At 68.2% G+C, this 20,489-nt stretch carries 24 protein-coding genes, 1 tRNA gene and 1 pseudogene; 6 read left to right on the top strand and 20 right to left on the bottom strand.

From position 1 onward, the window contains the following. Positions 1 to 48 precede the first annotated feature (48 nt). Complete coding sequence (locus tag ACFJIX_RS06710; RefSeq protein WP_377158639.1) at positions 49 to 1,602, top strand: methyl-accepting chemotaxis protein; 1,554 nt, start codon at positions 49 to 51, stop codon at positions 1,600 to 1,602. On the opposite strand, the gene ACFJIX_RS06705 is transcribed toward ACFJIX_RS06710, so the two are convergent. The 4 genes from ACFJIX_RS06705 to ACFJIX_RS06690 form a co-directional block, all read right to left on the bottom strand. After that, positions 1,589 to 2,614 carry an NAD-dependent epimerase/dehydratase family protein gene (locus ACFJIX_RS06705; RefSeq protein WP_377158638.1) on the bottom strand — a complete coding sequence of 342 codons (1,026 nt, stop codon included), beginning with the start codon at positions 2,612 to 2,614 and terminating at the stop codon, positions 1,589 to 1,591. The genes ACFJIX_RS06710 and ACFJIX_RS06705 overlap by 14 nt on opposite strands. A 51-nt stretch (positions 2,615 to 2,665) precedes the next feature. Next, positions 2,666 to 2,962 carry a hypothetical protein gene (locus ACFJIX_RS06700; RefSeq protein WP_377158637.1) on the bottom strand — a complete coding sequence of 99 codons (297 nt, stop codon included), beginning with the start codon at positions 2,960 to 2,962 and terminating at the stop codon, positions 2,666 to 2,668. Continuing rightward, positions 2,952 to 3,527, bottom strand: a complete 576-nt coding sequence (locus ACFJIX_RS06695) for a hypothetical protein (protein WP_377158636.1) — start codon at positions 3,525 to 3,527, stop codon at positions 2,952 to 2,954. Before ACFJIX_RS06695 ends, ACFJIX_RS06700 begins: the two co-directional genes overlap by 11 nt. 238 nt (positions 3,528 to 3,765) lie before the next feature. After that, positions 3,766 to 3,840 (bottom strand) — tRNA-Arg (locus tag ACFJIX_RS06690). A 285-nt stretch (positions 3,841 to 4,125) separates the two neighbouring features. Between ACFJIX_RS06690 and ACFJIX_RS06685 the strand changes: the two genes are divergently transcribed. After that, positions 4,126 to 4,731 (top strand): c-type cytochrome, encoded by a 606-nt coding sequence (locus tag ACFJIX_RS06685; protein WP_377158635.1) that lies wholly within the window; start codon positions 4,126 to 4,128, stop codon positions 4,729 to 4,731. Between the two features lie 56 nt (positions 4,732 to 4,787). Here ACFJIX_RS06685 and ACFJIX_RS06680 read toward each other — a convergent pair whose 3' ends face one another. From ACFJIX_RS06680 to ACFJIX_RS06640, 9 genes are all read right to left on the bottom strand, one after another. Then, a complete protein-coding gene (locus ACFJIX_RS06680; protein ID WP_377158634.1) occupies positions 4,788 to 5,327 on the bottom strand; it encodes a DUF2946 family protein in 540 nt (179 codons plus the stop codon). 59 nt (positions 5,328 to 5,386) lie between these two features. After that, on the bottom strand, positions 5,387 to 6,361 hold the full coding sequence (locus ACFJIX_RS06675; RefSeq protein WP_377158632.1) for a YheT family hydrolase: 975 nt from the start codon (positions 6,359 to 6,361) through the stop codon (positions 5,387 to 5,389). A gap of 11 nt (positions 6,362 to 6,372) precedes the next feature. Continuing rightward, positions 6,373 to 6,834 carry a YybH family protein gene (locus ACFJIX_RS06670; RefSeq protein ID WP_377158630.1) on the bottom strand — a complete coding sequence of 154 codons (462 nt, stop codon included), beginning with the start codon at positions 6,832 to 6,834 and terminating at the stop codon, positions 6,373 to 6,375. 64 nt (positions 6,835 to 6,898) lie between these two features. Beyond that, on the bottom strand, positions 6,899 to 7,117 hold the full coding sequence (locus tag ACFJIX_RS06665; protein WP_067279675.1) for a zinc-finger domain-containing protein: 219 nt from the start codon (positions 7,115 to 7,117) through the stop codon (positions 6,899 to 6,901). 64 nt (positions 7,118 to 7,181) lie between these two features. Further along, positions 7,182 to 8,105 (bottom strand): branched-chain amino acid transaminase, encoded by a 924-nt coding sequence (locus tag ACFJIX_RS06660; RefSeq protein ID WP_377158628.1) that lies wholly within the window; start codon positions 8,103 to 8,105, stop codon positions 7,182 to 7,184. A 52-nt stretch (positions 8,106 to 8,157) separates the two neighbouring features. Further along, complete coding sequence (locus ACFJIX_RS06655) at positions 8,158 to 8,565, bottom strand: hypothetical protein (protein WP_377158626.1); 408 nt, start codon at positions 8,563 to 8,565, stop codon at positions 8,158 to 8,160. Positions 8,566 to 8,708: 143 nt separating this feature from the next. Then, on the bottom strand, positions 8,709 to 10,067 hold the full coding sequence (radA, locus tag ACFJIX_RS06650) for a DNA repair protein RadA (protein WP_377158625.1): 1,359 nt from the start codon (positions 10,065 to 10,067) through the stop codon (positions 8,709 to 8,711). Positions 10,068 to 10,128: 61 nt separating this feature from the next. Continuing rightward, a complete protein-coding gene (locus tag ACFJIX_RS06645) occupies positions 10,129 to 11,073 on the bottom strand; it encodes a hypothetical protein (protein ID WP_377158623.1) in 945 nt (314 codons plus the stop codon). 25 nt (positions 11,074 to 11,098) lie between these two features. Further along, entirely contained in the window at positions 11,099 to 12,574 is a 1,476-nt protein-coding gene (locus tag ACFJIX_RS06640; protein ID WP_377158622.1) for a sodium:solute symporter, read from the bottom strand. 203 nt (positions 12,575 to 12,777) lie between these two features. On the opposite strand from ACFJIX_RS06640, the gene ACFJIX_RS06635 reads away from it, so the two are divergent. The 4 genes from ACFJIX_RS06635 to ACFJIX_RS06620 all read left to right on the top strand — a co-directional run bounded on the left by ACFJIX_RS06635 (position 12,778) and on the right by ACFJIX_RS06620 (position 15,334). Next, the gene (locus tag ACFJIX_RS06635) at positions 12,778 to 13,410 is read left to right on the top strand and encodes a LysE family transporter (RefSeq protein WP_377158620.1); all 633 of its coding nucleotides are present in this window, start codon (positions 12,778 to 12,780) and stop codon (positions 13,408 to 13,410) included. Positions 13,411 to 13,556: 146 nt separating this feature from the next. Then, positions 13,557 to 14,441, top strand: coding sequence for a DMT family transporter (locus ACFJIX_RS06630; RefSeq protein ID WP_377158618.1), 885 nt, complete (start codon positions 13,557 to 13,559; stop codon positions 14,439 to 14,441). Positions 14,442 to 14,637: 196 nt separating this feature from the next. Next, positions 14,638 to 14,934: a type II toxin-antitoxin system MqsR family toxin gene (locus ACFJIX_RS06625; protein ID WP_377158616.1), complete on the top strand. Its 297-nt coding sequence runs from the start codon at positions 14,638 to 14,640 to the stop codon at positions 14,932 to 14,934. Between the two features lies 1 nt (position 14,935). Continuing rightward, on the top strand, positions 14,936 to 15,334 hold the full coding sequence (locus tag ACFJIX_RS06620) for a type II TA system antitoxin MqsA family protein (protein ID WP_377158614.1): 399 nt from the start codon (positions 14,936 to 14,938) through the stop codon (positions 15,332 to 15,334). On the opposite strand, the pseudogene ACFJIX_RS06615 reads toward ACFJIX_RS06620, so the two are convergent. From ACFJIX_RS06615 to alr, 7 genes and pseudogenes are all read right to left on the bottom strand, one after another. Next, positions 15,324 to 15,446, bottom strand: a pseudogene (locus tag ACFJIX_RS06615) (PEP-CTERM sorting domain-containing protein); the annotation flags it as partial. The gene ACFJIX_RS06620 and the pseudogene ACFJIX_RS06615 overlap by 11 nt on opposite strands. 516 nt (positions 15,447 to 15,962) lie before the next feature. Beyond that, complete coding sequence (locus ACFJIX_RS06610; protein WP_377158612.1) at positions 15,963 to 16,193, bottom strand: hypothetical protein; 231 nt, start codon at positions 16,191 to 16,193, stop codon at positions 15,963 to 15,965. A gap of 54 nt (positions 16,194 to 16,247) precedes the next feature. Then, positions 16,248 to 17,093: a PEP-CTERM sorting domain-containing protein gene (locus ACFJIX_RS06605; protein WP_377158610.1), complete on the bottom strand. Its 846-nt coding sequence runs from the start codon at positions 17,091 to 17,093 to the stop codon at positions 16,248 to 16,250. 46 nt (positions 17,094 to 17,139) lie between these two features. Further along, positions 17,140 to 18,009 (bottom strand): PEPxxWA-CTERM sorting domain-containing protein, encoded by an 870-nt coding sequence (locus tag ACFJIX_RS06600; protein WP_377158609.1) that lies wholly within the window; start codon positions 18,007 to 18,009, stop codon positions 17,140 to 17,142. A 92-nt stretch (positions 18,010 to 18,101) separates the two neighbouring features. Next, the gene (locus tag ACFJIX_RS06595) at positions 18,102 to 18,869 is read right to left on the bottom strand and encodes a hypothetical protein (protein WP_377158607.1); all 768 of its coding nucleotides are present in this window, start codon (positions 18,867 to 18,869) and stop codon (positions 18,102 to 18,104) included. A gap of 36 nt (positions 18,870 to 18,905) precedes the next feature. Continuing rightward, positions 18,906 to 19,313, bottom strand: a complete 408-nt coding sequence (gene arfB / locus ACFJIX_RS06590) for an alternative ribosome rescue aminoacyl-tRNA hydrolase ArfB (RefSeq protein WP_377158606.1) — start codon at positions 19,311 to 19,313, stop codon at positions 18,906 to 18,908. A 31-nt stretch (positions 19,314 to 19,344) separates the two neighbouring features. Further along, positions 19,345 to 20,448, bottom strand: coding sequence for an alanine racemase (gene alr / locus ACFJIX_RS06585; RefSeq protein ID WP_377158604.1), 1,104 nt, complete (start codon positions 20,446 to 20,448; stop codon positions 19,345 to 19,347). Positions 20,449 to 20,489 lie beyond the last annotated feature (41 nt).

Here is a 20,489-nt window from a genome sequence, read left to right as displayed (position 1 = left end):
CGCGCGGGGTCCGATCTCCCTTCGGGCCGGCGACCGAGGAGAAAAAACATGGCGTCCAACGTGAACGTCCGCGGGTCCATCGGCCGGCGACTGGGCTTGGTGCAGGCCCTGGTGCTGGTGATTGCGCTGATCGGATCGGCGATGGGATATCTGGGTCTGAGCCGCGTGGCGGCGCAGACGGAGTCCATGTACCAGGAGACCATCGTCACCGAGCGGGTGGCCTCCGACTGGTACCGCAACGTCTTCAACGGCGGGACGCGCACGACGGCGATCGCCGTGAGCGCGGACCCGGCCCTGGCGACCTTCTTCGCCGAGCAGGCGGCGGAGTCGACCAAGTCCTCGACGGAGCTGCAGGGTCGGATGGACAAGCTGCTGAACTCGCCGGAGGAACGCGCCGCCTTCGACCGCGTGATCGATCTGCGCAAGACCTACATCAAGGTGCGCGACACGATCACCGAGGCGAAGAAGCAAGGCGATCCGGCGCGGGCGAAGCAGCTCTTCGACGAGCAGTTCAAGCCGGCTGCGGCGGCGTATCTGGAGAGCATCCGCGTGATCGCGCAGCAGCAGCGTGATCAGCTCGATTCGGCGCTGAAGGCGCTGGCGGAGACCAACGCGCGGGCGCGGACCGCCTTGGTGGTGTTCGGGCTGGTGGCGCTGGTGGCGGGCGGAGCCCTGGCGGTGTGGCTGACGCGATCGATCACGCGTCCGCTCGCCAAGGCGGCGGAGGTGGCCGACGCCATCGCGCGCTTCGACCTGACGGGCCGCATCGAGACGACGGGCGGCGACGAGACGGGCCAGTTGCTGCGGTCGCTGAGCGAGATGCAGGGCGCGCTGGTCCGCCTGATCGGCGAGGTGCGCGGATCGACGGACAGCATCAGCACGGCGAGCGCGGAGATCGCCACGGGCAACATGGACCTGTCGGCGCGCACGGAGCAGACGGCGTCCAACCTGCAGCAGGCGGCGGCGTCGCTGACGCAGCTGACGGGCACGGTGCGGCAGACCGCGGACGCGGCGACGACGGCCAATCAGCTGGCCGGATCGGCGGCGGAGACGGCGCAGCGCGGCGGCGCGGTGATGGGTCAGGTCGTGGCGACGATGGGCGAGATCAGCGACAGCTCGCGGCGCATTGCCGACATCATCGGCGTGATCGACGGCATCGCGTTCCAGACCAACATCCTGGCGCTGAACGCGGCGGTCGAGGCGGCGCGGGCCGGCGAGCAGGGCCGGGGCTTCGCGGTGGTGGCGAGCGAGGTGCGCTCGCTGGCGCAGCGCAGCGCGCAGGCGGCCAAGGAGATCAAGACGCTGATCGCCACGAGCGTGGACCGCGTGGAATCCGGATCGCGGCTGGTCAGCGACGCGGGTTCGACGATGAACGACATCGTGACCAGCGTGCAGCGGGTGACGGACATCATTGCCGAGATCCGCGCGGCGTCGCAGGAGCAGAGCGACGGCATCAACCAGGTGAACGCCGCGGTGGGTCAGCTGGATCAGATGACGCAGCAGAACGCGGCGCTGGTCGAGGAAGCGGCCTCGGCGGCGGAGAGCCTCAAGGACCAGTCGCTGCGTCTGTCGACGGCGATCGGGGTGTTCAGGTTGACGTGATGTGGCCGGAGCCGCCCGGGCCGCTCGGCCGGCTCGTGGCGGAGTGGCCGGCGAGGATCTCGGCCTCGCGCTCCGGCGACAGCGTCGTGACGAGCTTGCTGGCATCCCAGCCCGCCTCGCGCGGTGCTTTCGCCCAGGCGAGGGTGTCGGCGGCCGTCTCCTGGATGGGCCGGGTCATGAGACCCGCGGCGACGGCGCGGGATGCGTCGCCCAGCAGCATGCCGCCGTGGGTCGGATCCTCTTCGGGCAGCCACAGCGGCAGCCCGGTCCACGGCGCCACGCCGAGCACGAGCAGCATGGCGTCCGGCTTCCAGTGGAAGCGGGCATCGCTGCCCGGCGCGGCTTGCAGGCAAGCGTCGAGCAGCGTCTGCATCGGCAGTGGCGGGCCGACCGCGTTGAACGCGCCGGTGGTCCGTGACTCCGCGAGCGTCACGCAGAACGCGGCGAGGTCGCGGACATCGATGACCTGCACCGGCCGCTCGGGCCGCCCCGGCGCGAGCACCTCGCCGCCGCGCGCGACGCGCGTCGGCCAATAGGTGAATCGACCGGTCGGGTCATGCGGGCCGACGATCAACCCCGGGCGCACGATCGCGTGGCGGTCGGGCAGGGCGCGGGCGAGTGCTTCCTCGGCACGGGTCTTCAGCGGACCGTAGCCTTCGTTGCCTTCAGCGAGCGGCGTTGATTCGTCGAAGACGCGATGCGGCGGGAACACGCCGTACGCCGAGATCGAGGACACGAGCACGATGTGCGGCGCGCCCGTGTCGAGCGCGGCGACCGTGCGCTCGATCTGCGCGGGGTTGAAGGCGGTGCAGTCGATGACCGCATCGAACTCGCGACCGCGCAGCGCGCTCATGTCGCCGTCGCGATCGCCGATGAGGCGCTCGACCTCCGGGAACAGACCCGGGCCGTGCCGGCCACGATTCAGCATCGAGACCGTGTGACCGCGCGCCAGCGCGGCGTCGATGACGTGGCGACCGAGGAAGACGGTGCCGCCGAGGATGAGCAGGCGCATGGCGATTCGTCGGTGGACATGGGGATGATCCAGTATCCGCCTCGCCGATCATTAGAACGGAAGTTCCATCTTGGTCGCCTGGGCGCTGTCGAAGAGATGTTTCGTCAGCGGATAGTCGGGGCTGTCGCTGTTTGTGTAGAACTCGAAGTCGCTCCCTTGCGCATCTCGATAGACGAAACGGAAGACGCCGCAGTCTTCCCTGCCATTGAACGAGTAATGGAGGGAGACAGCGAAGTCCTTTTCCTTCCAGGCGACCGCGTCGAACAGGTCGTATTCCCACGGGATCTCACCGGCCTCGGTTCGTTGAACGAGCTTGGCAATGAAGCGTCGGATCTTGTCAGGGAACATGATTCGCAGTCCTTCCAGAAATGAGTTGTTCAAGAATCTCTTTGGCAGCCAGAAGCGCCTGCTGGATCTCGACCGAGCCGCGCTTTGAGCGGGATGCCGTGGCGGCCGCTCGGACCGAGTCCTGCAAGAGTTCTTCAACCTCCGCGAGCTTTCCAGACAGCGCCTCCGGGCTGGTGCTCGGCATCGCCGCGCGGAGGAAAGAGCGGCGGACTTGCTGGAGACCTTGCAGGGCGGTTCCGAATCGCTTGTCGATGACGTCGTCGTTGATGCGATCGATCATCAGCAGGCATTCGCTGAACAGGGCCGCTCGATCCACCTTTCGTGCTTCGGCGAGCAATGCCCGCGCCTCGGCGCGGATGCCCTTGGAGATGCTGATCGCTTGCAGCACTTCAGACACCGTGATCAGAAGACCGATGAAGGTCGCGACACCGCCGATGTAGCTGAAGCGGTCGAAGGTGTCCTTGTCCGCCAGCACTTCGACGCGGAAGTGATACGCGGCCCACACGATGCCGATGCTGGCCGCGCCGTAGGCGAGCCTGATCCAGTTCTCTTTGAGCAGTTCCATCCGAAGACCTCTTGGCGGGCGTGAAGTCAGCTCCGGCGAAGCGCCGACCTGACCGGTCCCGCTGGAGCAGAGGTGAGGAACTCTAGGGAAATCCGTTCGCGGATCAATCGCACAAATGGCGGCACCCGCATGAGCGAATTTGCGTGTCGGCGGTCCCGCCGACGGGGGGTCGCGCCGTGCCACGCCAGAAAGCAGAAAGCCGGTTGCCACGCTCGTGACAACCGGCTTCTCGGTATTCTGGTGCGACCGGCAAGAATCGAACTTGCGACTAAGCCTTCGGAGGGCCCAATGATATCCACTTCACCACGGTCGCCGCGGGAAGCGCGCATTCTAGCCTTCTTCTGACCCTCCCCGACCCGACCGCGCGCGTCCCGGCAAAACGGAACCATCGCGAACACCTGCGCGACCCTCGCGCAACACCTGCCCCACCAACGTGCCGACCTTGACGAAAGCCCCAGGGTGGGGCGACAGGGGGCTGGCTATACTGCGCCGATTTGCTGTTCCCCGGTCCGGTTTTCCCAGGGCGCCACGTCATCCGACACCCCCTTCGAAACTCGGACTCGCTTCTGCCGTATTCGATTCGATCCACGAGGAATTCATGAGCGGAACCCAGGACCACGCCAACGCCCAGGACACGCACGCCGAAGGACACGACGCCCACGAGGGCCCGATCAAGACACCCAAGCAACTGGTCGTCGCCGTCTTCTTCGCCTTCGTCATTCCGATCGTGATCATCGTGATGCTCGCGAACTACGTGTCCAGCGAGATCAAGCCCGGCGCCGGCGGCACCGGCCTCGAGGCGCAGGCCGTCGCCGCCCGCATCCAGCCCGTGGGCTCGATCGAGCTCAAGGACCTCACGAACCCCGCAGCCATGAAGACCGGCGAACAGGTCTTCCAGGGCCAGTGCGCGGCCTGCCACGCCACCGGCGCGGCCGGCGCGCCCAAGCTCGGCGACCATGACGCCTGGGGCCCGCGCGTGAAGACCGGCTTCGACACCCTGGTGCACTCCGCCCTCAAGGGCAAGGGCAACATGGGCCCGCAAGGCGGCGGCGACTTCAGCGACTTCGAGATCTCCCGCGCCGTCGTCTACATGGCCAACCAGGGCGGCGCCAAGTTCGACGAGCCGAAGCTGCCCGCTGCGGCCGCCTCGGGCGCCGATGCCGGCGCATCCGCCGCTGCCCCGGCCTCCGCCGCGTCGCAGTAAACCGCGCCCGCCAGAGACACGAAAGCCGACCCACGGGTCGGCTTTTTCATGGAGGGTCAGGACTTGCCTGACTCCCCCTTTGGGTCGAGGGGCGCCAGCAACACCCCATGACGGGCGATCAGCTCGGCGTGCGTGGCGTTCGACATCGCCCAGCGGCCTGCCTCCAGCGCGTCCGCGGCCGGCCCCATGTCCTGCGTGTGGACCAGTCCCAGGCCGAGATCCGTCTCGAGGAACAGCCGGTCCCGCTCATCGAGCACCGCGCCGACGACCTGTGCCTCGCGTCCGGTATGGCTCAGCACGCGGCCGTCCGGCTGCAGGCGCCAGATCCAGGGCGCGGCCTCCAACTCCACGTAGACCCGCTGCGGCCCGTTCTGGAAGAACCAGGCGCCCTGGTCGTCCGAGGCGTAGTTGCGGTCGATGAAGCCGATCAGCTTGTCATGCACGATGCGGCTGCCCTTCACCGCCGGAAACGGGCCCGCAGCCTGGATGCGCTCATCGCGCATGTACCAGTCGCCGCGCGCGTCCAGCGCCAGCCAGCCGTAGCAGTGCGGCACGTTGGGCCACTTCTTCAGCGCGGCTTCGACGATCGCGTCCATGAGCGTTCCTTTCCGGTCGTGGCCCGCGAGGCGGGCCGCTGTGGGTGGGCGCGTGCGGCTCAGAGCCGCGTCGCGAGCCAGTCGGTCACGCGCTCGGGCATCGTGCGCACGTGGCCGGGCGGACGGCCCGACGGGAAGCCGACATGCCCGCCCTCGCGCGGCTGCCACAGCGTCACATTTGCGCCGACATGGCTCTGCTCGGGCAGGCTGTGTGCCGGCACGAACGGATCGTTGCGCGCGTTCAGCACCAGCGCCGGGATGCGGATGCGCGCCAGATGCGGCTTGGCGGATGCGCGCAGCCAGTAATCGTCGACGTCCCGGAAGCCGTGCAGCGGCCCGGTGAAGATGTTGTCGAACTCGTAGAGGTTGCGCACGCGCCGCATCCGCTCGGCGTCGAACAGGCCCGGGTGCTGCTTCAGCTTGCTCATCGCCTTGGGCATCATCGTCCGCAGGAACATCCGCGTGTAGACCAGCCCGTTGAAGCCCTTGCCGATCGCATGGCCGGCGGCCGTCAGGTCCAGCGGCGAGCAGACCGAGCACACGGCCTTCACTGTGGACGCGGCGCTCTCGCCGGCTTCCTGCGCCCAGCGCAGCAGCGCGTTGCCGCCGAGCGAGATGCCGACGGCGATCATCGGGCCGCGATGCGACGCGCGCAGTTGCTCCAGCATCCAGCCGATCTCGAGGTAGTCACCGGAGTGGTACGCGCGCGGCGCGAGGTTGAGCTCGCCCGAGCACCCGCGGAAGTAGGGCATCGCGAAGGCCCAGCCCCGTCGCTGGGCCATCGCCGCGAAGGCCTGCACGTACTGGCTCTCCACCGAGCCTTCGAGGCCGTGGAAGAGGACCAGCAACGGCCGCTCGGCGGGGGAGTCCGCGGCATCGACGAGGTGCTCGACGTCGACGAAATCGCCGTCCGGCGTCTGCCAGCGTTCGCGGCGGAACTGCGGCGGGGGACCGTCGTAGCGCCGCGCGAACAGCGCGGGCCAGATCGTCTGGGCATGGCCTCCGGGCAACCAGGGAGGCGCCTGGTACTGCATGGACAACCCTCTCAATGCAGCGTCGTCGGCGCGCCAGCGGACACGATCGACAGCTCCTGCTTCACGTCCTGCGAGGTGCCCGGACTGGCATGGTGCGCGACCATGCGCCAGCCCAGCGCCGTCTTCAGGTAGACATTCGTCGCGACGACCCACGCGCTCTGCACGCCGTCCTCGTCGGTGATCTCGACGCGCTCCAGCACCTGGTGGATCGCCGTCTCGCCGTTGACGAGCCTGCGCTGGCACTCCGGATGAACGGGGATCGAGCCTCTGGCGAAGATCTGCTCGAAGCTCGCCCGGATCGCCGCCGCGCCGACGACGCGCGGCCCGCCGGGATGCACGCAGCAGACCTCGTCCTCGTCGCCCCAGACGGCCATCAGCCGCTCCAGGTCGCCGGCCTGCAGGGCCTCGTAGAACTGCGCTTCGGTGTCCTCGGGAGAGGCCAGCAGCAGGGCGGTCTGAGGCTTGCGCACCATGGGTCTCGTTCCTTGTTCAAGGGAGCGGGCGTCGGCCGATCGGGGGACGGTCGGCCGTCGTGGCTCAGTGGCCGGAAGGCAGATGCTCGCCGGCCTTCAGCTTGTACAGCGTGCCGCAGTACGGGCAGGCGCCTTCGCCGGTGTGGCTCAGGTCGATGAAGACGCGCGGGTGGTTGCTCCACAGCGGCATCTTGGGATTCGGGCAGAAGACGACGCCCGGACCTTGCAGGTCCTGGGCGGTGACTTCGACGGTGGCCTTGGGCGTGGTGGTGTTGGCGCTCATGATCTTGTTCTTGAAAGCTTGCGGAGGCTGGCGGTCCGGTGGGCGGGAGGCAGAGGCCGCCCGCTCAGACCACGCTCAGCCAGTGGGCGTACTTGGGATTGCGGCCGTTGACGATGTCGAAGAAGGCCGACTGGATCTTCTCGGTGATCGGGCCGCGGCTGCCGCTGCCCAGCTCGATGCGGTCCAGCTCGCGGATCGGCGTGACTTCGGCGGCGGTGCCGGTGAAGAAGGCCTCGTCGCTGATGTAGACCTCGTCGCGGGTGATGCGCTTCTCGACCAGCTTCAGGCCCAGGTCCTCGCAGATCGCGAAGATCGTGTTGCGGGTGATGCCGTTGAGCGCGCCCGCCGACAGGTCCGGCGTGGAGACGACGCCGTTCTTGATGACGAAGAGGTTCTCGCCCGCGCCTTCGGAGACGAAGCCCGAGGCGTCCAGCAGCAGCGCCTCGTCGTAGCCGTCCTCGGTCGCTTCCATGTTGGCCAGGATCGAGTTGGTGTAGTTGGACACCGTCTTGGCCTGCGTCATCGTGATGTTGACGTGGTGGCGGGTGTAGCTGCTGGTCTTGACGCGGATGCCGCGCTTGAGGCCTTCCTCGCCCAGGTAGGCGCCCCAGGCCCAGGCGGCGACCATCAGGTGGATCTTGTTGCCCTTGGGGCTGACGCCCAGCTTCTCGCTGCCGATCCAGGTCAGCGGACGCAGGTAGCAGCTGGCCAGCTGGTTCTCGCGGACGACGGCCTTCTGCGCTTCCTCGACCTGCTCGATCGAGAACGGGATCTTCATGCGCAGGATCTTGGCGCTGTTGAACAGGCGCTCGGTGTGCTCGCGCAGCCGGAAGATGGCGGTGCCCTTGTCGGTCTGGTAGGCGCGCACGCCCTCGAAGGCGCCGCAGCCGTAGTGCAGCGTGTGCGTCAGGACGTGGATCTTGGCGTCGCGCCAGTCCACCAGCTCGCCGTCCATCCAGATCTTGCCGTCGCGATCGTCCAGAGACATGAGTCTTCCTTTGTCGGCCGCGAATGGGCCGGGTGCTGCGAAGTCGGGGATTTTATGCGGCCGGTGTGTCGGCGGGGGCGGCCGATTCCGGCTCCTGGGCGCGGATCAGCGTCCATCGCGCGACGACGCCCCGTTCCATGACCACGTCTACCGCGTCGCCGCCGGTGTCGGTCCAGCGGTAGGTGTCCTGCCCGACCTTGATGCCCAGCGACTTGCACATCCGGATCAGGTCGATCAGCTTCATGCCGGCGTGCAGCTTCGAGTTCAGCATGATGGCGCTGGAGACGTGCCCCAGCGGCGAGTTCTGGGCCGTGCGCATGACGCGCATCAGCTGCGAGAACTGCAGCAGCAGGTAGAAGATGACGGCGGACGTGCCCAGGATGGCGCCCTTCCAGCCGAAGAAGTAGGTGCCGAGGACGATGGCGGCGAGGGCGAGCAGGATGCCGGCGAGGCGGTTCATGCGGGGGAACTCCGAAGGGGTGAAGCCGGGGGCCGGGGCGGGGTGGCCGGGCGGAACCCGCGATTGTCGTCGCGCCGCCGCGGCGAGGGGTGTGGCGATTGCGGATGCCGCCATCGCCATTGCCGTCGCCGGCCCGTGCGGCGTCACAGGCCGCGCAGGATCTCGATGGCGTCCTCGATGCGGGCGACCGGGTGGACCGTCAGGCCGTCGATGGGCTTCTTCGGCGCGTTGGCCTGCGGCACGACCGCGATCGAGAAGCCCAGCTTGGCGGCTTCCTTCAACCGCTCCTGGCCGCGCGGCGCGGGGCGGACCTCACCGGCCAGGCCGACCTCGCCGAAGGCGAAGAAGCCCTTGGGCAGCGGCTTGCCGCGCAGTGAGCTCTGGATGGCGAGCAGCACGGCCAGGTCGGCCGCCGGCTCGCTGATGCGCACGCCGCCGACGGCGTTGACGAAGACGTCCTGGTCCATCGTCGCGACGCCCGCGTGCCGGTGCAGCACCGCCAGCAGCATGGCGAGGCGGTCGCGCTCCAGGCCCACCGACAGCCGGCGCGGGCTGGGCCCGCCGCCGTCGACCAGCGCCTGCAGCTCCACCAGCAGCGGCCGCGTGCCCTCCAGCGTGACCAGCACGCAGGAGCCGGGCACCGGCTCGCCGTGCGTGGACAGGAAGATCGCGCTCGGGTTGGTGACGCCCTTCAGGCCCTTCTCGGTCATCGCGAAGACGCCGATCTCGTTGACCGCGCCGAAGCGGTTCTTGATCGCGCGGACCAGCCGGTAGCTGCTGTGGGTGTCTCCCTCGAAGTAGAGGACGGTGTCGACGATGTGCTCCAGCACGCGCGGACCGGCCAGCGCCCCTTCCTTGGTGACGTGGCCGACCAGCACCATCGCGCAGCCGCCGGACTTGGCGGTGCGGGTCAGCTGCGCGGCGCATTCGCGGACCTGCGCGACCGAGCCGGGCGCCGAGGACAGCTGCTCGGAGTACATCGTCTGGATCGAATCGATGACGCAGAAGTCGGGCTGCTCCACCTCGATCGTGGCGAGGATCTTCTCCAGGCCGATCTCGGCCAGCACGCGCACCTGGGAGCCGTCCAGGCCCAGACGGCGGGCGCGCATCGCGACCTGCGCGCCGGACTCCTCGCCGGTGACGTAGAGGACCTTCATCTGCCGGGACAGCGCGTCGACCGCCTGCAGCAGCAGCGTCGACTTGCCGATGCCCGGATCGCCGCCGATCAGCACCACGCCGCCGGTGACGATGCCGCCGCCCAGCACGCGGTCCAACTCTTCCAGCGAAGTCGGGGTGCGTTCGAAGTCGCGGGCCTCGATCTCGGACAGCGTCGCGACGGGCTGGCTGCGGGCCAGCGCCTGGAAGCGGTTCTTGCCGGCGGCGGGTTCCGCGGCGGTTTCGACGAGGGTGTTCCAGGCGCTGCAGGACGGGCAGCGGCCCAGCCACTTGGCGCTGGTGGCGCCGCATTCGGAGCAGACGTAGTGGGATTTCTGAGCAGCCATGGGGCGGAATTGTCGCCGCCGGCCCGACCCGCTCGCGGCAGGAGCCCGCCCGCCCTCGCCGCTACTTCAACCGGATCAGTTGCCAGGCATGCGGCAGCGAGTCGGCGGCGGGGATCCAGCGGTCGACGGCCGCACCCAGCAGCACGCCCACCACCACCAGCGACAGGGCCGGCAGCCAGGTGCGCCGGACCGCGCATCGCCAGAAGCCTTCTTCGTGCAGGCGCCGCCAGGCCATGCCGCCCGCGACGCTCGCCAGCGCCAGTTCGACGGACACCGCCAACAGCACCTCCACGCCGAACAGCCCGAAGACGCAGAAGCCCAGTGCCGCGCCGATCCCGACGATCAGCAGCACGGGCACGGCGACGAGGGCGCCCTCGTCCAGCCCGCCCACGGCGTCGCCAGCGGCGCCGAGCGCATCGCCGGCTGGGGACAAGTCCAAGGGAGAAGCTGTTGGCAAGTCCACTGGAAAACCTGTGGACAAGGATGTTGGCAAGTCGGTGGACAAGGATGTGGATGCGCTTGTGGAGAAGTCTCCGGAAGCCCCGCCGCCGCCGAAGTTGCCGCCACCGCCGGTCCGGAACGGCACGGGTGGCGTCGGGCGTCCCAGGTTGCCGCTCAGTCGGATGCCGAGATCCAGCAGGTCCGGTGTGGCCTCGAGCGGCGATCCGTCGCCACGCAGCAGTGCCAGTGCCCACAGGCGCAGCAGACCCAGGTAGAAGAGGTAGCTGATCGGCAGCAGCAGCGCGTAGCGCCAGGCCAGCGCTTCGACGCCGAGCGCCCTCAGTCCGGCGCCGCCCAGCATCAGCGCTCCCAGCATCAGCAGCGCGATGACGAAGACGTGCAGCCGCAGGAGGAACTGGCCGCGCAGCCGCTGCCGCAGGCTCTGGATCCAGTGCAGACGCGCGTGGTGGCGCTGGGCGAACGTCAGGGGCGCCGAGGCGTGATGGGCCTGACGGGAGTGATCGGCGCGCGGCAGGGGTTGCGGCGGAACGTGCGGCGTGGGCATGTCGCCGCAGGATAGCGGGCGCGTGTCAGTCCGCCACTGCGGAACGTTCGATGCCGCCCATCGAAGAACGCGAACCGGCCCAGAGCCCGCCGAAGGTCAGCGCGGCATTCACCAGCAGCAGCTCCAGCCCCATCCGGTAGTCCCCGAAGAGGGTGGCCTGATGCGCGTCGATGACCCAGCACAGCGCGGGGGCCGCGAGTGCGACCCACGGCAGGATGCCCGCCCGCAAGGTTCGCGTCGTGAGGATGCCGAAGGCGAACAACCCCAGCAGCGGGCCGTAGGTGTAGCCCGCCAGCTTGAGGATGAGGTTGACCATGCTGGGGTCGTCCAGCCATCGGAAGCCCAGCGTCAGCAGCAGGAACAGCAGGGCGTAGCCGAGGTGCACGGTCTTGCGGACGCGGCGCTTGCGGGCCTCGTCCCAGTCGCGGCGCTCCTGCAGGCCGATCAGGTCGATGCAAGTGCTGGAGGTGAGCGCGGTGATGGCGCCGTCGGCGCTCGGGAACAGCGCCGAGATCAGCGCGATCACGAAGATCAGCTGCACCCAGGCCGGCAGGTGCCCCATCACGACGGCGGGGAAGAGCCGGTCGCCGTGGGCGCTGATGTCCTGCTGCTGCGCATACATCGTCAGCAGGCCGCCGAGGAACAGGAACAGCAGCACGACGACGGTCATGATGGCCGCCATCACCATCATGTTCTTCTGCGCGTCGGCCAGGCGCTTGACGGAGATGTTCTTCTGCATCATCTCCTGGTCCAGGCCGGTCATCGCGACGGCGATCGCCGCGCCGGCGAGCAGTTGCTTGGCCCAGTGCGAGGCGCTCATCGGGTCGGTGACGAAGACGTCGGCGAGGCCGGCCGCGCGCATCGTCGACCAGCCGGAGGCCAGGTCCAGGCCCAGCGCGTGCAGCAGGAACACCACGCAGATCACCAGGCCGCCGAGCATGCCGGTGGTCTGGAGCGTGTCGGTCCAGACGATGGTCTTGACGCCGCCCTCGAGCGTGTAGAGCAGGATCATCACGAGCACCAGCAGCGCGCTGAGCCAGAACGGCATGCCGAACTGGGCCAGCACCAGGTCCTGCAGGATGCGCACGACCAGGTAGAGCCGGGCGGTCGCGCCGAGCGTGCGGGACAGGATGAAGAAGCCGGCGCCGGTGCGGTGCGCGGCGACGCCCAGGCGGGTGCCGAGGTAGCGGTAGATGGAGCTGAGGTTGAGCCGGTAGTAGAGCGGCAGCAGCACGAAGGCGACGACGGCGTAGCCGGCGAACTGGCCGATCATGATCTGGAAGTAGCTGAACGCGCCGGCGCCGACCGAGCCCGGCACGCTGATGAAGGTCACGCCGGAGAGCGAGGTGCCGATCATCCCGAAGGCGACCAGGCCCCAGTGGCTGTTGCGGTTGCCGATGAAGAAGCTGTCGTTGTCGGCGCGGCGCGAGGTCCACCACGCCACCGCCAGCAGCAGCGAGAAGTAGGCGACGACGACGACGAGCAGGACGGAGGCGGACATGGCGCGGGATTATTGGAGCGCCGCCGTCCGGGCGGCATTCCGAATGTGGCGGGGGGCATAACCGGGCCGATGCCCGCCAGTCCACCCTCCCAGGGGACGGTCGGTGGCCCGCAAGGCCGATGGGCACGGGGACGCGTTAACCCTGACCTTCGTTGGTGGGGAGGTGGCGTGCTACAACCTCGGCTCCCTTGAAGGAGTCGATCATGGAGTTGTCAGTCTGGCTGGGGTTTTTCGCGGCCTCCTGGGCCATCAGCCTGTCCCCGGGCGCCGGTGCCATCGCGGCGATGAGCGCCGGACTGAATCACGGCTTCCAGCGCGGCTACTTCATGACGATGGGCCTGATCCTGGGCATCCTGACCCAGATCGTGGTGGTTGGCGCCGGACTGGGCGCGCTGATCGCGGCGTCCGAGCAGGCGTTCGCGGTGGTCAAGTGGGCCGGCGTGGCCTACCTCGTGTACCTCGGCATCCAGCAATGGCGTTCCCCGGCCAGGCCGCTGGTGGCCGAGCAGGCCGAAGGCCGGCAGGTGTCGCGTCGTGAGCTGGTGCTGCGCGGCTGGGGCATCAACGCGGTGAACCCCAAGGGGACGGTCTTCCTGCTGGCCGTGGTGCCGCAGTTCCTGAACCTGCACCAGAGCCTGCCGCAGCAGTACGCGGTGATCGGCGCGACGCTGGCCTTCACCGACGCCGTCGTGATGGCCGGCTACACGCTGCTGGCCGCGCGCGTGCTGCGGGCGCTGAAGTCGGAATCGCACCTGAAGGCGATGAACCGGATCTTCGGCTCGTTGTTCGTCGGTGCCGGCGCCTTGCTGGCGACCTTCAAGAAGGCCGCCGACTGAGGCGCCAATTCCAGAACATCAGGTGACCCCCCACAAGGGTGTCGCCCCCCACCGAAGGCCGCCCCCAAAGGGCGGCCTCGTCGCTTTCACCGGCCCGCTGAATGCTTCCCCACGTGGGCGGCCGGTACAGATCGCTGCCGCACATCATGTCCACCGTTTCCGACCGCTGGTTGTTCTGGGGCCCGACGCTGATCTGGGCCAGCACCTGGCACGTGATCCTCTATCAGCTCGCTTCGGGCGTGCCGATCCTGAACTCGGTGGGCTGGCGTTTCGGCCTGGCGGCGCTGATGCTGGCGGGATTCGCGCGCTGGCAGAAGCTGTCGCTGAAGCTGCCGTGGTCGGCGCATGGGCTGATGCTGGCGACTGGGATCGTGCAGTACAGCGGCAACTACTACTCTGTCTACGAGGCCGAGCGCCACATCCCCAGCGGCCTGGTGGCGGTGCTGTTCTGCCTGATGGTGTTCGGCAACGCGCTGTCGGGCCGGATCTTCTTCGCCCAGCGGGTGACGGGCCGCTTCCTGGCGGTGTCGGCGGGCGCGGTGGCGGGGGTGGTGATGATCTTCTGGCCGGAGATCGCCTCGACCGGCGCCCGCCCGACGGCGGCCTACGGCCTGGCGATCGGTCTGGCGGCGGTGCTGGCCGCGTGCATCGGCAACGTGCTGACGCTGACCTTGACCCGCCGCGGCCTGCCGCTGGTGCCGGTGCTGGCGTGGAGCATGGGCTACGGGGCGGTGTTCCTGCTGGTCACGTCGGTGACGACGGGGCAGGGCCTGAACTTCGCGTGGACGCCGGAATACGTGTTCAGCCTGCTGTACCTGGCGGTGTTTGGCTCGGTGATCGCCTTCGTCCTGTACTTCAAGCTGGCGCAACGCCAGGGCACCGCGCGGGCGGCGCTGACCGGCGTGGTGATCCCGGTGATCGCGCTGGGGATCTCCGCGATCTTCGAAGGCTGGCGGCCGACGATGTTGGCGCTCGCGGGCATGGTGCTTTGCCTGAGCAGCATCTACGTGGCGACAAGGCCGCAGCGGTGAGCGGCTTCTCTCGTTCGGTTCGAAATTCTTCCTGATTTCTTCCTGATGCCTCGCTGATGGCTTCCCGCTGAAGCGGGAAGCGGGGCCAGGTCTTGCGCAATCGCAAGGTCTCGCGCCTCATTCGATCACACGCTTCGCCCTCGATGACGGAGCGCCAATGCGGATTTCCGTCACTAACCAACTAGGTTAATATTCGATGGAAAAGCACAAGGCGCATTACCCGCTGGCCACGGTCAAGCAACTGGTGTCACAAGGGCGCATTCGAGCAACGCTCTCGGCGTCCCTCGGAGCTGAGGCCCTGGGCTTCGACGAGGAACAGATGTCCGACGTGGTGCTGGCGCTGGGCCGGGGTGACTTCTACAAGAGCATGACCACGTATCACGATCATCGCGAGTGGCAAGACGTCTACCGGCCTACGACGCTTCGAGGTTGGGTCTACCTGAAGTTGAGCGTGGCCGAGGAAGTTGTGCTCGTCTCATTCAAGGAGTTGTGAAATGAAATGTCCGGCCTGCGGATTCGCGAAGACGGTACGCGACACCCGAGATATTGAGCATGTCTACAAGGGCATGTCCACGATCATTCCCGCGGTTACCGGAGACTTCTGCCCATCTTGCGATGAGGTGACGATGGACATGGACGAGTCTGGGCGCGTCATGCGCGCGGTGAGCGCATTCTCGAAGCAGGTGAATGCGTCGCAGGTCGATCCGTCTTTCATCTCGGAGGTCCGAAAGAGGCTCGCGCTGGATCAGCGCGAAGCCGGAGAAATCTTCGGCGGTGGCGTGAACGCCTTCTCCCGCTACGAGACCGGCAAGACTCAGCCGCCGCTGGCGTTGATCAAGCTGCTGCGGCTTCTTGACCGCCACCCGGATCTGCTGGAAGAGATCAGGGCTTGATCGCTTCTTCTGCACGGCGGCGCCGTGCCGCGAAGCCGACCGCTGCCACTCCCGCCAGCATCAACGCATAGGTCGACGGCTCCGGCACCGCGGAAGCGGTGTCGACGACGGACACGATCCGGGCGAGACCCGCGGCGGTGACGCCGCTGTAGTTGCCGGCCGCGTCGAAGTAGGCGTCGGTGAGTTGAAGCTGCATGCAGTAATTGCAGCCGATCGAGGTTGACAGCAGGTTGCGGAAGTAGGCGTCCGACTGCAGGTCGTCGAAGTTGGTGGCATCCGTGGGGAAGCGGACGCTGCCACTCATGCTGATGCGGCTCTGGAAGGCAGAACCGTCGCTCCCTTGCCAGATCAGCGTGGAACCCAGGGTCCAGGATTCGAACGTGGTCGTGGTCACCGAATGACCGTCGAAGTCTCTGAACCAGTGCGTCAACGAGCGCGTGCGGTTGGCGGAGGTCGTGGCCAGCAGTGTCGCGTCCGGGTCGCCCTCAAGCGGATTCCACGTCGCCGACGGGATCGCAGGCACCTGCGCAACGGCAGGGTCGCCGGAGCGCCAGCTGGCATGGTTCTGGGTGAAGCGGAGATCCTCGTCAGATGAGGCCGGTCACCGGGTCCGTGCGGGGCCGGATGCTCATTGACGAGGGGGCGGCCCCGGGGACAGCCCCTCCTTGAAGGTGAAGGTCAGTGTGAACGGGGTCGCGTCCAAGGCGATGGGGTTGTCCGCGCAGACGTCCGCCGTCGCCGGGCAATCGATGGTCTTCCAGCCGCCCGCCAGTTCACCCTGCAAGGTGACCTTCACATCGGCCATCGCCAGTTGGCACAGCCCCGCGCTCAGCGTGATGGCCATCCACTGTTTCTTCATGGCGTCCTCCCTCTCGTTGTGATCAATGCGTGGGTCGCGCTGCGACGTCGCTCGTCAGCCCGACTTGCGACGCCGCGCGGCAAAGCCGATCGCCGCCACGCCGGCGAGCATCAGCGCATAGGTCGACGGTTCCGGCACCGCCGAGGCGGTCTCGGTGATCGAGACGATGCGGCCGAAGCCCGTCAGCGATGTGCTGCCGGTCACGCCGTCGGCACGGGCGTATCTGTTCGACAAGCTCACGGTGAGGCAGCCCGCGCAGCCACCGAGGCGGTCCATCAGGGTCAGGAAGTAGGCGTCCGACGTAACGTCGTAGGCGTTGGCCACTGTGCCCTCGAAAGACGGGGAGCTGGCCGGGCTGATGCTGAAACTGTCCTGGGAGTAGGACCCATCGGCGTTGGTCCAGATCACCGCGTGGTTCAACGAAAAGGCTTCATCGCTTCGGAGCGTCTCACCGGTGTCCGTCCATGCGTGCACGGAGCGGATGCGGCGCGCTACGCTGTTGACGTCGAGCTGCGCGCCCGTTCGATCCACCGGATCGAATGTGGCGATGGGAAGCCTCGGGACTTGAGCATCCGCCAGATCGTGGGTCAGGAAGTTGGAATAACGCTGCGATGCCGTCATCCAGTCATAGGCACGTCCCGTGCCGTCTTGACCATGCGACAAGGTGGTGACGAACGGCAGCCGGCCCGGCGACACGCCGTATTCGAACGAGAACGACTGCGAGAACGCGATCGGGGTGCCCAGCGTCGTCGTCGTGCCGACGCAGGACGAGTCCATCGGCGCGCAATCGATCGCCTGATTCTGCGACGTGTAGAACCCCTCGAAGGTCACGGTGACCGTCGCCATCGCGACCGGGCTCAGCATCGCGCCCACGAGGGCGACCATCCAGCGCTTCGTCATTGTTTCGTTCTCCCTCGGACTGTCGTGAATCGTTGCGACCCGGCGCTCAGACGGCCTTGCGACGCCGCGCGGCAAAGCCGACCACTGCCACGCCGGCAAGCATCAGCGCGTAGGTCGCCGGTTCCGGCACCGCTGAGGCGCCGAGCTGTCGCACGCTGAAGGCGCCGATCGAGCCGTGGAACAGGTAATCGCTGATGGTGCCGCCGCCCGCCACCGTCGCCGAGACGATCAGCGTCTGCGTGCAGCCCTGGCACCAGAAGTCCTGGTTCATGCGCGCGATGAAATCGCTCACCGACATCGCCTCGGACAGGTTCTGCTGGGTCACCGCGAACGGCATCGCCTGCATGAACTGGAACATCAGGCTCACGTTCTGCCCGCTCGCGGTCGTCCAGCCGACGCTCTCGTTGGCGCCCCACAGGTCCGCCCGGGACTCTCCGCCGGCCGCATCGAGGTATGTGCTGATGTCCCGGATGTGGAAGGTGCTGACGTAGCTGCCGTCGATGGCAGCCGGCGCCGTGAGTTGTGCGTGCGCCAGGACACCGGCCGGAATCAGCGCCCCGGAGACCGGCTTGCTGCTCGTCAGGCTGCCCATCGCCTGGTCGCCCAGCTCGTAGCGCATGGGGCGGCCGTACCAGTCGACGGAGGGCTCGAAGACGCCCGTGCCGACGGCGGTGCTCATCCCCGGGCCGCCCACCTCGAACACGAAGGAGCGGGTGAAGGTGATCGGCGCCACCGGCGACAGATCCTGCCGCGATGCGCAGACGATCCTTTCCCAGTCCTGGCAGCCGACGGTGGACTGCATCCGCGTCAGCGTGCCGGTGAACGTGGCTTCGAAGCGCTCCGCGCGCGCCGGTGAAGCGGCCATGCTCGTGACGGCCGCCAGGGCGAGCGTCAGCTCGCCGATCTTCTTGTTCATGGAGTTCCTTCCCTCTCGGGCGGGATTTTCTCCATGTCAGCTTTGCAAAGCGTCGGCAGGCCCCCTCGAATGGAGGGGGCCGCAACGCCCGCTTACTTCACCCAGCCGATCTCCACCGCCGTCGCCGGACCGATGACCGTCTCGCCCAGGCCCGATGGGATCCGCTGCTCGCCCTCACGTACCGGGATGCGGCCGGCCATCAGCTCGGCCGCCGTCTGCGGATATCGGGGCTCCTGGCGTGGTTCCGCAAAGCCCTCGGGGAATACCGGCGCCAGCGTCGACGGGTCGTACTTGTCGGTCGCGCCGAAGGTGTGCAGCGCCTCGTGCGCGATGACGACCTCGTTCTGCGCCTGCTGTCCCTTCGACGCGAACAGGTGCACCAGTCCGAGCCGGCCCTTCTCCAGTCCGATCGAATGCGGCAGCGCGCCGGCGAAGTCCGGCGGGTGGTACATCAGGAAGAGCTTCACGTCCGGCACCGGCGAGCTCGGCGGCGTCTGGCGCCCGGCCCACCAGCGCATCCGCAGGCTCCACGAGATCGCCGACAGCGGCCCCGCGTCGCGCGGCACCGCGGGTGGCGCGACACGCACACGGCTGCCCAGCACGATCCGCACCGGCTCGGACAAGGACACGCCGTACCGGGCCGCCTCCCGCTGGAAGTAGGGCGCCAGTCCCGCGAAGGCGGCGGCGTCCAGTCGCTCCAGATAGAGGTCCGTCACGGCGTCGCCCGACGCGTTGATCGGATACAGCGTCACGACCTGCGGCCGCTTCCAGGACTGGGCCTGCCAGCGGCCGACCAGCGTGGTCACCGCCACCGTCAACAGGATCCCGAGCAGGATCAGGATCCGCAATGCCTTGAACATGTCCTCTCCCTCATCGATCTTGCGGTCCCGGCCGGCTCAGTCGCCGCGGACCTTGCCGCGCCCGGCCTTGATGTCGCCGCGCTGGCTCTTGGCCTCCAGGCGGCGCTTCTGCGAGCCGTAGGTCGGCTTCGTCGCCCGACGCGTCTTCGGCGTGTGCGCCACGCTCTGCGCCAGCGCGACCAGGCGCGCGATCGCATCGGCACGGTTCTGCTCCTGGCTGCGCGATTCCTGGGCCTTGATCACCACGACGCCCTCGGCCGTGATCCGCTGATCGCTGAGCGCCAGCAGGCGTTCCTTGATCAGCGCCGGCAGCGTGGAGCGCCGGATGTCGAAGCGCAGGTGCACCGCGCTGCTGACCTTGTTGACGTTCTGGCCGCCGGGACCGCTGGCCCGGATCGCGGAGATCTCGAGCTCCCAGTCGGCCGGCGTCCAGTCCAGGTGCATGACGCCGACGGAGCCGGACGATCGCCGGGCCTCAGCCCAGCGTCTCGACGTGCACCGGCACGCGCCGGGTCACCGCGCACATCAGCTCGTAGCCGATCGTGCCGGCCGCGCGGGCCACCTCGTCGATCGGCAGCACCGAGCCGTGGGGACCCTGGCCCCACAGCGTGACCTCGCTGCCGATGCCTTCGTTGGGAAGATCGCTCAGGTCGACCGCCAGCATGTCCATCGACACGCGACCGATCGTCGCGCTGCGCCGGCCGCCGACCAGCACCGGCGTGCCGTGCACGGCGTGACGCGGATAACCGTCCGCATAGCCGCAGGCGACCGTGCCGATGCGCATCGCGCGTTGCGCCACGAAGCTGCTGCCGTAACCGACGCTGTCGCCTTCCTTCAGGTGCTGCACTGCCAGCACCTTGGCCCGCAGCGTCATCGTGGGCTTCAGGTCCCAGTGGGCGATGTCGTGCTCCGGAAAGTCCGGCGCGCTGCCGTAGGTCATGATCCCCGAGCGCACCCAGTCGGCCCGCACCGCCGGGTCCTGGCTGTGACGCAGGATCGCGGCGCTGTTGCTCAGCGTGCGTGAGCCCGGCAGGTCGGCCGTCGCCTCCTTGAAGACGGCGATCTGGTGCGCGATGCCGCGCGGACCGTCGGCGTCCGAGAAGTGCGTCATCAGCGAGATCTCGTCCACCTGCGGCAGCGCGTTCAGCCGCGTCCAGGCGCCGCGGAACGCGCTCGGCGTGAAGCCCAGCCGGTTCATGCCGCTGTTGAGCTTCAGGAACACGCGGTGCGGCTCATGGGTCTTGTGCATGGCCAGCCAGTCGACCTGCTGCTCGTGATGCACCGTGTGCCAGAGCTTGAGCCGCGAGCAGAGTTCCAGGTCGCGCGATTCGAAGCAGCCTTCCAGCAGCAGGATCGGGCCGCGCCAGCCGAGATCGCGCACGCGCTGGGCCTCGTCCAGGTCCAGCATCGCGAAGCCGTCGGCGCTGCGCAGCGCGTCGAACGCGCGCTCGATGCCGTGGCCGTAGGCGTTGGCCTTCACCACCGCGAACACCTGCGCGTCGGGCGCGCAGGCGCGGGCGCGGGCGATGTTGTGGGCCAGTGCGGGCTGGTGGATGAGGGCTTCGATCGGACGCGGCATGGTCGCCCATTGTGCCGCGCCATGAACGGGTTCACGCCCCC

It is taken from the genome of Roseateles sp. UC29_93 (genome assembly GCF_042695725.1).
GTDB classification, from domain to species: Bacteria; Pseudomonadota; Gammaproteobacteria; order Burkholderiales; family Burkholderiaceae_C; genus Roseateles; species Roseateles noduli_A.
The sequence above is the reverse complement of the archived record's forward strand: the minus strand, read 5'-3'. Positions and strand labels throughout refer to the sequence as shown.

What these genes read in the sequence shown, in the direction of transcription:
- ACFJIX_RS06710 (WP_377158639.1), top strand. Translation starts at nt 49, where the DNA reads ATGGCGTCCAACGTGAACGTCCGCGGGTCCATCGGCCGGCGACTGGGC.
- ACFJIX_RS06705 (WP_377158638.1), bottom strand. Translation starts at nt 2,614, where the DNA reads ATGCGCCTGCTCATCCTCGGCGGCACCGTCTTCCTCGGTCGCCACGTC.
- ACFJIX_RS06700 (WP_377158637.1), bottom strand. Translation starts at nt 2,962, where the DNA reads ATGTTCCCTGACAAGATCCGACGCTTCATTGCCAAGCTCGTTCAACGA.
- ACFJIX_RS06695 (WP_377158636.1), bottom strand. Translation starts at nt 3,527, where the DNA reads ATGGAACTGCTCAAAGAGAACTGGATCAGGCTCGCCTACGGCGCGGCC.
- ACFJIX_RS06685 (WP_377158635.1), top strand. Translation starts at nt 4,126, where the DNA reads ATGAGCGGAACCCAGGACCACGCCAACGCCCAGGACACGCACGCCGAA.
- ACFJIX_RS06680 (WP_377158634.1), bottom strand. Translation starts at nt 5,327, where the DNA reads ATGGACGCGATCGTCGAAGCCGCGCTGAAGAAGTGGCCCAACGTGCCG.
- ACFJIX_RS06675 (WP_377158632.1), bottom strand. Translation starts at nt 6,361, where the DNA reads ATGCAGTACCAGGCGCCTCCCTGGTTGCCCGGAGGCCATGCCCAGACG.
- ACFJIX_RS06670 (WP_377158630.1), bottom strand. Translation starts at nt 6,834, where the DNA reads ATGGTGCGCAAGCCTCAGACCGCCCTGCTGCTGGCCTCTCCCGAGGAC.
- ACFJIX_RS06665 (WP_067279675.1), bottom strand. Translation starts at nt 7,117, where the DNA reads ATGAGCGCCAACACCACCACGCCCAAGGCCACCGTCGAAGTCACCGCC.
- ACFJIX_RS06660 (WP_377158628.1), bottom strand. Translation starts at nt 8,105, where the DNA reads ATGTCTCTGGACGATCGCGACGGCAAGATCTGGATGGACGGCGAGCTG.
- ACFJIX_RS06655 (WP_377158626.1), bottom strand. Translation starts at nt 8,565, where the DNA reads ATGAACCGCCTCGCCGGCATCCTGCTCGCCCTCGCCGCCATCGTCCTC.
- radA (WP_377158625.1), bottom strand. Translation starts at nt 10,067, where the DNA reads ATGGCTGCTCAGAAATCCCACTACGTCTGCTCCGAATGCGGCGCCACC.
- ACFJIX_RS06645 (WP_377158623.1), bottom strand. Translation starts at nt 11,073, where the DNA reads ATGCCCACGCCGCACGTTCCGCCGCAACCCCTGCCGCGCGCCGATCAC.
- ACFJIX_RS06640 (WP_377158622.1), bottom strand. Translation starts at nt 12,574, where the DNA reads ATGTCCGCCTCCGTCCTGCTCGTCGTCGTCGTCGCCTACTTCTCGCTG.
- ACFJIX_RS06635 (WP_377158620.1), top strand. Translation starts at nt 12,778, where the DNA reads ATGGAGTTGTCAGTCTGGCTGGGGTTTTTCGCGGCCTCCTGGGCCATC.
- ACFJIX_RS06630 (WP_377158618.1), top strand. Translation starts at nt 13,557, where the DNA reads ATGTCCACCGTTTCCGACCGCTGGTTGTTCTGGGGCCCGACGCTGATC.
- ACFJIX_RS06625 (WP_377158616.1), top strand. Translation starts at nt 14,638, where the DNA reads ATGGAAAAGCACAAGGCGCATTACCCGCTGGCCACGGTCAAGCAACTG.
- ACFJIX_RS06620 (WP_377158614.1), top strand. Translation starts at nt 14,936, where the DNA reads ATGAAATGTCCGGCCTGCGGATTCGCGAAGACGGTACGCGACACCCGA.
- ACFJIX_RS06610 (WP_377158612.1), bottom strand. Translation starts at nt 16,193, where the DNA reads ATGAAGAAACAGTGGATGGCCATCACGCTGAGCGCGGGGCTGTGCCAA.
- ACFJIX_RS06605 (WP_377158610.1), bottom strand. Translation starts at nt 17,093, where the DNA reads ATGACGAAGCGCTGGATGGTCGCCCTCGTGGGCGCGATGCTGAGCCCG.
- ACFJIX_RS06600 (WP_377158609.1), bottom strand. Translation starts at nt 18,009, where the DNA reads ATGAACAAGAAGATCGGCGAGCTGACGCTCGCCCTGGCGGCCGTCACG.
- ACFJIX_RS06595 (WP_377158607.1), bottom strand. Translation starts at nt 18,869, where the DNA reads ATGTTCAAGGCATTGCGGATCCTGATCCTGCTCGGGATCCTGTTGACG.
- arfB (WP_377158606.1), bottom strand. Translation starts at nt 19,313, where the DNA reads ATGCACCTGGACTGGACGCCGGCCGACTGGGAGCTCGAGATCTCCGCG.
- alr (WP_377158604.1), bottom strand. Translation starts at nt 20,448, where the DNA reads ATGCCGCGTCCGATCGAAGCCCTCATCCACCAGCCCGCACTGGCCCAC.